The organism is Streptomyces niveiscabiei (assembly GCF_001419795.1).
GTDB classification, from domain to species: domain Bacteria; phylum Actinomycetota; class Actinomycetes; order Streptomycetales; family Streptomycetaceae; genus Streptomyces; species Streptomyces niveiscabiei.
In genome coordinates this window covers 1-7,343 of the sequence record NZ_LIRL01000591.1, presented here as the reverse complement: position 1 = coordinate 7,343, position 7,343 = coordinate 1, and the positions used below count along the sequence as shown (strand labels likewise).

The window sequence follows — 7,343 nt, the reverse complement described above, 5'->3', positions numbered from 1 at the left end:
GCACCGCCCCCGCGTCCCCCAACAACCGCACCGCGCCGGCCGGATTGACACACAACCCCGCCTCCGCGGCCACCCCGACCGCCTCTGCCAACGCGCCCTCGTCCCGGAAGTCGACGACCATCAACCGCTCCGAGAAATCCCCGAGTTGACCCTCCGAGGGACATCCCTCCGCATCGCACAACGACCACACCCGGAACCCCGCCGCGCCCGCCGCCCGCACGACCTCCACGGACGGTCCGACGAGCAGGATCCGGGACTGCCGGGACGGTTCACTCATGACGAAGGCTTTCGCGAGAAGAAGAGGGAGAAGGGGCGCACAACGACGCCAAAAGCCGGGCCCGGACGCCGACTTGCCGTCCGTGCCCGGCCACAGACCGGTGAGGGGATCGAGCGATGAAAGATGAAACGGGGGTCAGACGGCGATCGAGGCGGCACCCCGCCCGGCCGCCTCCAACGCGGCCCGCACAAGACTCTCCAACTCGGCCAGCACCCCAGGGTCCTCGAACTCCCCCTCGATGGTGACCAGTTCCTCCGCATGGGCGACAGCCACCGGCGGATGCTCCACGACAAGAGCCCCCGCATGCCCGAGCACCTCGACCAGCCCGGCCTGAGCATCGACAGCCCCACGCGGCCCGGGCGAAGCACTGGCGACCGCCACGACCCGCCCGTCGAGGCAGCTCTCCCCGTAGGGCCGCGACAACCAGTCCACAGCGTTCTTCAACACCCCCGAAGCGGCCCCGTTGTAGGACGGCGTACTCATCAACACCACATCCGCACCAGCCACTTGCTCCCGCATCCGCACCACCGCCTCGGACCCGTCCATCGCATCCAAGTCCTCGTCGTAGAACGGCAGTTCCCCCGGCCGCACCACCACAGCCCGCACCCCACCGAACCGCTCCGCCACGATCCGCCGCACCGTCGCCACGACAGCCGAGTTGTACGACCCACCCCGAACACTCCCCGACATAAGCACAATCTCGGTCACTTCACCCTCCCTCTCAGCCCGAACGATTCCCCCGCACCCTAAAAACCCCGGATTCCGATCCGTTCCCGGTCCGGTACCGCCCCCACTGATCGTTGAGACAGCGGTTCGGGTGAGCCGACAGACGTATGGCACACCGGTCGGAGGTTGACGCCCAGCGGTGCGGTTCGGGCCAGCACAGCAGAAGTCGCGCCGCCCACCGACTCCGTCAACACCCGGTGGCTGCTCACACGCCGGGGTGGTCGCTGAAGAGGCTCACTAAGGATCTTCAGCGTGGTCACCATCGAGTGACGGGGATGGGCACGTAGTGGACAAAGCCCCCGGGCAGATGAGCGAGAGATCTCACGTCTCAACTCGTCAAGCCTGGGGGCCTCGTTGGTCGTCTATCCTGCCGCACTCGACCTGCCGCACGCCCTGGTGGAGTGGGTGACGATGCTGATCGTCACTCGCGAGGGTGACCGCCGGTGCAAACTCCCGCCCTCGCAGCGGGCACTGGTGGCCCTGGTGTACCTGCGCGAACACACCACCCTCGCAAAGATCGCCACCGGCTTCGGCATCAGCGAGGCCACCGCCCACGCCTACGCACACAGCATCACGGAACTGCTCGCAGCCCGGGCCCCGTCCCTGACCCGTGCACTGCGCCAGACCCCTTTCGACTACGTCCTGGTGGACGGCACCATCGCCGAGTGCGACCGCGTCGGCGACCGCGAGCGAGACTACTCCGGCAAGGCCAGACGGCACGGCGTCAACATCCAGGCGGTGACCGGGCCGGCCGGCGAACTGATCTGGTACTCACCCGCCCTGCCCGGGCGCACCGTCGACATCACCGCGGCCCGCACCCACCGCATCGTCACCGTGTGTGAACGACTGCGGCTCCCGGTCCTTGCCGACAAAGCGTACGCAGGGGCCGACGGGACCTTCCAAGTGCCCTTCAAACGACACCTCGGACGGCCACTGACCACCGGACAGGCCAACGTCAACCGCGCACATGCCCGACTGCGCCTGCCCGTAGAGCGGGCCTTCGCCCGCCTCAAGTGCTGGCGCATCTTCCGCAAAGCCCGCATCAGCCCCAACCGACTCACGTCAGTCGTGAAGGCGGTTCTCACCCTTGAGCGTCACCGCTGAAGATCCTTAGTGAACGACTCTGTCGGGAATCTTGAGGATTCCAGGCGGTCTCCCATGATCAGCGGGCATGCTCGGGACGGTGGTGAGAGTCGCCACGTCAGGTGAGGTCCCGATGTCCGTCCGTTCCAGCTCTGGCCAGCACGTCCCCTGTCGAACAGCACAGGTCGCGCGGGCGAGTAACCCGCGCGGCACGACGGCTATGTGGGTGCGCGACCGGCTCGACGGGCTCTGGCGCGATGAGGATTTCGCGGCCTGGTACCCCCGTGACGGACGGCCCGGATTGTCTCCGGCCCAGCTCGCCACCGTCTGCGTCCTGCAGTTCCTCCTCAATCTGTCGGACCGTCAGGCGGCCGAGGCGGTGCGCTGCCGCATCGACTTCAAGTACGCCCTCGGCCTGGAGCTGGACGACGCCGGGTTCCACCACAGCGTGCTGGGCGACTTCCGTGACCGAATCGCCCAGGACGACCGTGCCGACCGGCTGCCGGCCTCGCGCTGGCACGCCTGACGGCGGCCGGACTGGTCCCTGCGCGAGGCCGGCAGCGAACCGATTCCACCCATGTCCTGGCCGCGGCACGGGACCTCACCCGCCTGGAACTGGCCATCGAGACGGTCCGGGCCGCATTGGAGGAGACCGCGGTCCGTGCGCCCGGACTGCTCGACGGCCTGGTCGACGTCGGCTGGGCCGAGCGTTACGGACGCCCGGCACGCCTGTGTTCCCAGCCCAGCCACCCGGTGACCCGGCTCACCCGGTCCGGCACCGACGCCCAGGCACTGTACGCACTGCTCCGTGAGCAGGCCCCGGCCCTGGCAGGCGGACCGCGACTGGAGACTCTGCGGCAGGTCCTGGTCCAGCAGTTCGTCACCGACCGCCGTGGCCGGCTGCGTCCCCGCACGGCCAAGGACGGCATGCCGCCGGGAGCCCGGCAGATCCGCTCCCCCTACGACACCGAGACCCGCTCGGCGCTGCGGGGCCACACCCGCTGGAGCGGGTACCTGCTGCACGTCACGGAGACCTGCGGGACCGACAGCCCGAACGTCATCACCGACGTGGCCACCACCATCCCGACCCGGGACACCGAGGCCGTGCCCGGCATCCACGCACGCCTCGCCGGACGGCGTCTGCTGCCCGCCGAGCACCTCGCGGACGGCGGGTACCTCTCCGTCGCCCTGATCGACACCGCCCGCCGTGACCACGGCGTCGTGATGGTCGGCCCGGTCAAGGCCAGCGGGCAGTGGCAGCACAAGGAACAAACAGGGTTCGCCCGCGACGACTTCACCATCGACTTCCCCGGCCGGCAGGTGACGTGTCCCGAAGGCCAGAGCACCGGGCGCTGGGTGCAGGCCCCCAGCCAGGCCCCCTACATCTCGGCCCGATTCCAGCCGCACCAGTGCAATCCCTGCCCGTCCCGCGACCTGTGCACCCGCGGTCCCTCGGCCCGAGTCGTCTACTTCCTGCCGCAGCACCTGCACGAACTCCAGGCGCGCAACCGCGCCGACCAGCACGATCCGCAGTGGCGCCGCCTGTATGCCGCCCGCTCCGGTGTCGAAGGGACGGTCAACGAATGCGTCAACGGCCACCGTCTGCGCCGGTGCCGCTACCACGGGATGGCCAAGACTCACGTGCAGCACGTCCTGACCGCGATCGCCATCAACATCGAGCGTCTCAGCGCGCGCGACCAGGCCGTCTCCGCCTATCGGCCCCGGCCACCGACGGCCTTCCAGCAGTACCTCGACACCCGCGACCTGCCCCGACCCCTTTGGTGGCGCCAAGGCAAATGACCACCGGCATCAAGATTCCCGACAGAGTCGTTCACTGAGAGGTTTTGCTTAGTTGGCCGATGCGTCGTCATGCTGCCGGAAGTCGTGGGGTGTGTCCGTGGGGGCGGGCACCGTGGCGGAGGGGTGGGCCATGCCACGGACGACGTTGTTTCGGCACCTGCTTCAGCAACGGCACCTGACGACGCACGATGCTTTCGCCACCCAGTACAGGCAGGCCGCTGTTCGGCTGGCGGACTTCGACCGTGACCCCCGGCTGGCGTCCCTTGAGGTCTCCCCGCGTCAGTTCGACCGCTGGTACGGCGGGGAGATACTGACCCTGCCCCGCCCTGATGCTTGCCGGGTGCTGGAGCACATGCTGGGCAGACTTGTATCCGAACTGTTCGTCACTATGGACGACGGCCTTGCGGTAGACCAGGCCGCACATCGGCAGACGCCGACACCACCTCCCCAACGCGAAGCCGATGAGAACCCGTTGGACATCGTCGCCCGGACGCGGCAGCTCACGACAGGCAACGCCGACGGCGCGACGCTCGCCTTCCTCGGCTCTTCCCTGGAGGAAGTCACCGGACGGTACGAACAGGACGGGCCGTACGTCCTTCGTCCTCAGGTCCGCCAGGTTCGCCGGCTCACCCACACCCTCCTCGACGGTCACCAGTCCCCAGTCACCCGCCGTGAACTCTTCCGCCTTGTCGCCCGCGCGTCGGGCCTGCTCGGCTACATGGCCGTGAACACGGGAGACTTCGCGCTCGCGGAGGCGTATGGCACTAAGCCAGGGACCTCAGCCGCGAGGTCGGCGACCTGGATACCGAACTCTGGGCGCGCGGCACGCTGTCCTTCGGCCTGTATTACGCCGGCCGGTACGGTGAGGCGGACGCCTGCGCCGCTGCGGCCGTCGAGCGCGTTCCGCAGCACGTCCGGTCGATCCGCCTGCTCGTCAACGGCAGGGCTCGGGCGCTGGGGAAGACCGGCGACCGCCGGACTGCCGAGCAGGTCATCGGACAGGCTCTCCGCCTCTCCGACCTCCACGAGGTCCCCGCCGGACTGACCCCCTGCATCTCTTTCGAGCCGTACGGCCGTGCCCGGACGCTGGCCAACGCCGTGACCTCGCACGTGGCGCTGCGCAACACTGCCCAGGTTCTGCGGGACGTCGAGCAGATCGACGATCTGGTGGAGCATTCAGCCTCCGCGTGGAGCCGTTCCCTCGTACGCCTCGACGTGGCCACCGCGCTGTTGCAGCAGCGCGTTCCCGAGGTCGATCACGCGATGACGCTGGGACTGGAGGCCCTGCGGTTCTGCTCGGACACGCCGATCAGTTCCGTCTACCAGCGGTCCCGGGACTTGCGAAAGCAGGCGGCGCCGTGGCGTGATCGCCCGCAAGTACGCGATTATGGCGACGAGTTCCGGAGTTGGAGTTTGCGGCCGGCGACCCTGGGCCATGGCGTCCTGCGCGTCGTAAAGGCCGGTGTGAAACCGAAGGAGTACGACGGGTGTCCCTGCTCAGCACCGATCCCGCCGCCTTCCCCGCCGAACCGCCAGCCGACCCACACGATCCGGCCGTCATCGCAGCCCACGACTGGGCGACGTTCAGCACGCTCGACGAGTTGACCGACCACTGGTCACGCCCCGGCTGGGCGGACGGCAGCCGTGCGTACTACTGGATGCTGACCTTTCCGGACGACCGGCGACTTACGGCTCTCGCCGGACACTGCCAGGAGGAACTGGCACCGCTCGGCCTTGACCCCGTCCCGCTGGACGGACTGCACATCACCCTGGCCCGAGTGGGAACACCGGACGGCGTCACCTCCGGTCAATTGGACAGCCTGGCCCAGGACATGGAAGCGCTCTTGCCCGCCGCGTTCTCCGTGCGCTCCATGCCGTTGGCCGGCTCCCGAGGCGCCGTACGCCTGTCCCTCGGCCCCTGGGAACCCCTGCTCCGGCTCCACCACGCGCTCGTCGAAGCAGGGCAAGGCATTGGCCTGGCCTCCGGGAAGTCGACGTCCGCTTTCCGCCCTCACCTGAGCCTTGCCTACAACAACCGCCGTCGTCCGGCCGCCCCCGTCGTCGAGGCGGTCTCACGGCTTCGTGTGCTCCCGGCGGTCGAACTCTCCGTACCTGCCGTCCAGTTGGTCGAACTCCGCCGCGAGGGATGGACGTACCGCTGGGAGGTACGGAAAAACCTCCCCCTTGGGTAACCCGCCAGCGTCCAGCGGGAGAACCACGACGACCTCCTTGCCAATCGCGGTCGGCCGGACCAGCCATCCGGCGGTCAGCTCTTCGATGAGGAACAGCCCGAGCCCGCTGTCCGTCAGCTCAGCTGGAGACGCTGTCGCCGCCCGGGGCTGTACCACTGACGCATCCCGTTCTGAGTCGTGGACCCACAGCACTGCCGCGTTCCCGTACACCTCCACGCACATGCGTCCGGTCCGCCGACCGTGTGCCTGACGGTGTTGCCCACGAGCTCCGAGACGACCAGGACGGCGTCCTCGACCCGTTCCGGTGAGGCGCACCCAGAGAGAGCCTGACGTACGTGCCTGCGCGCGAGGCCCGAGGGCTCGGCGCGGACGGCCAAGTTCAGCCAATGACGCCGTACCGGCGCCCGCTCACAGAAGCGTTCTTCGTTCACCGCGTGACCAACGACTACGACGCGACCAGCTACCCACCGGCCCTGCGCCGCTCCGCATCGGCAGCACGCTGGCGAGAACCGGTCACGGAGATGACCGATCCGGCGTTCTCCCGAGTCAACACCGACGCGCTGACCTCGTGACCCCGTCGCGCCGGGTGCCTACATCTCCCGGGCCGGGCGGAACTCGTGCTGGGGCTGGGGGAATTGGCTCCAGAGGACCTCGGAGGTGATCTCCCCGTCCAGGGCGGCGGCGAGGAAGCGGGTGACGGTCATGTCGTAGCGCTCCCAGTCGGAGTCGCCGTTGATGAGGATGGGGCGGCTGTCGGGGGCGTCGCCGGGCTGGACGAGCCAGTACAGGTACTCGCCGTTGTCGGTGGTCGCCCAGCAGACGAGGCGGTTGCCGTCGGTTTCCATCTCGGTGGGCTTGTCGTCGTACTGCCACAGGGAGTCGTTGGCCTCCTCCCGCTCTGCGGAGATCTTGAGCTGGTCGTAGACGTCGTTGGAGCAGCCGGGTTCGAGGAGCAGCAGGTAGTTGTCGATGGCTCCTCCGCCGTAGGCGGCGATGAGTTCTTTGTAGTCCGTGGGCAGCGTGGTGCGCAGGGCGGTTTCGGCGGTGTCCCAGGCGAGGGTCTGGCCGCCGGTGGAGGGGAGGGGGAGTAGTTCGGTGAGGCGGGTCAGGTCGGGGGTCATTGGGGGAGGGGTCCTTTCTTCACCGTTTCCGGTTCCAGATCGTGAAGATGTTGGTTCCGCCGGCGTCGCTGCCGTGCGGGTTCATCTGGAAACCGTTGCTGCCGTGGGCCTCGATGGTCACGCCGAGGGGGATCTTCGCATGGT

10 protein-coding genes are annotated in these 7,343 nt (G+C 68.6%); 5 read left to right on the top strand and 5 right to left on the bottom strand.

Annotated elements, in window-relative coordinates; translation table 11 throughout:
• Both AOK24_RS27305 and AOK24_RS27300 read right to left on the bottom strand, forming a co-directional pair.
• The coding region (locus tag AOK24_RS27305; protein ID WP_159051999.1) for a hypothetical protein at window positions 1-277 on the bottom strand (277 nt) is incomplete at its 3' end.
• A gap of 135 nt (window positions 278-412) precedes the next feature.
• The gene (locus AOK24_RS27300; RefSeq protein WP_055722716.1) at window positions 413-985 is read right to left on the bottom strand and encodes an NADPH-dependent FMN reductase; all 573 of its coding nucleotides are present in this window, start codon (window positions 983-985) and stop codon (window positions 413-415) included.
• Window positions 986-1,357: 372 nt separating this feature from the next.
• Here AOK24_RS27300 and AOK24_RS27295 point away from each other — a divergent pair, with 372 nt between their 5' ends.
• The 3 genes from AOK24_RS27295 to AOK24_RS27290 all read left to right on the top strand — a co-directional run bounded on the left by AOK24_RS27295 (window position 1,358) and on the right by AOK24_RS27290 (window position 3,886).
• Window positions 1,358-2,107, top strand: a complete 750-nt coding sequence (locus tag AOK24_RS27295) for an IS5/IS1182 family transposase (protein ID WP_055722715.1) — start codon at window positions 1,358-1,360, stop codon at window positions 2,105-2,107.
• A 205-nt stretch (window positions 2,108-2,312) separates the two neighbouring features.
• A complete protein-coding gene (locus tag AOK24_RS51200; RefSeq protein WP_240554140.1) occupies window positions 2,313-2,612 on the top strand; it encodes a transposase in 300 nt (99 codons plus the stop codon).
• A gap of 116 nt (window positions 2,613-2,728) precedes the next feature.
• A complete protein-coding gene (locus tag AOK24_RS27290) occupies window positions 2,729-3,886 on the top strand; it encodes a transposase (RefSeq protein WP_240554138.1) in 1,158 nt (385 codons plus the stop codon).
• A 67-nt stretch (window positions 3,887-3,953) separates the two neighbouring features.
• Here AOK24_RS27290 and AOK24_RS48700 read toward each other — a convergent pair whose 3' ends face one another.
• Together AOK24_RS48700 and AOK24_RS48695 are read right to left on the bottom strand one after the other, a co-directional pair.
• Window positions 3,954-4,538 carry a hypothetical protein gene (locus tag AOK24_RS48700; RefSeq protein WP_159051998.1) on the bottom strand — a complete coding sequence of 195 codons (585 nt, stop codon included), beginning with the start codon at window positions 4,536-4,538 and terminating at the stop codon, window positions 3,954-3,956.
• 62 nt (window positions 4,539-4,600) lie between these two features.
• Window positions 4,601-5,062, bottom strand: coding sequence for a hypothetical protein (locus tag AOK24_RS48695; protein ID WP_159051997.1), 462 nt, complete (start codon window positions 5,060-5,062; stop codon window positions 4,601-4,603).
• A 311-nt stretch (window positions 5,063-5,373) separates the two neighbouring features.
• Here AOK24_RS48695 and AOK24_RS27275 point away from each other — a divergent pair, with 311 nt between their 5' ends.
• Window positions 5,374-6,078 carry a 2'-5' RNA ligase family protein gene (locus tag AOK24_RS27275; protein ID WP_055722714.1) on the top strand — a complete coding sequence of 235 codons (705 nt, stop codon included), beginning with the start codon at window positions 5,374-5,376 and terminating at the stop codon, window positions 6,076-6,078.
• Window positions 6,079-6,512: 434 nt separating this feature from the next.
• Window positions 6,513-6,650 (top strand): hypothetical protein, encoded by a 138-nt coding sequence (locus tag AOK24_RS48690; protein ID WP_159051996.1) that lies wholly within the window; start codon window positions 6,513-6,515, stop codon window positions 6,648-6,650.
• A gap of 18 nt (window positions 6,651-6,668) precedes the next feature.
• On the opposite strand, the gene AOK24_RS27265 is transcribed toward AOK24_RS48690, so the two are convergent.
• A complete protein-coding gene (locus AOK24_RS27265) occupies window positions 6,669-7,199 on the bottom strand; it encodes an SMI1/KNR4 family protein (RefSeq protein WP_055722712.1) in 531 nt (176 codons plus the stop codon).
• Between the last annotated feature and the right edge of the window lie 144 nt (window positions 7,200-7,343).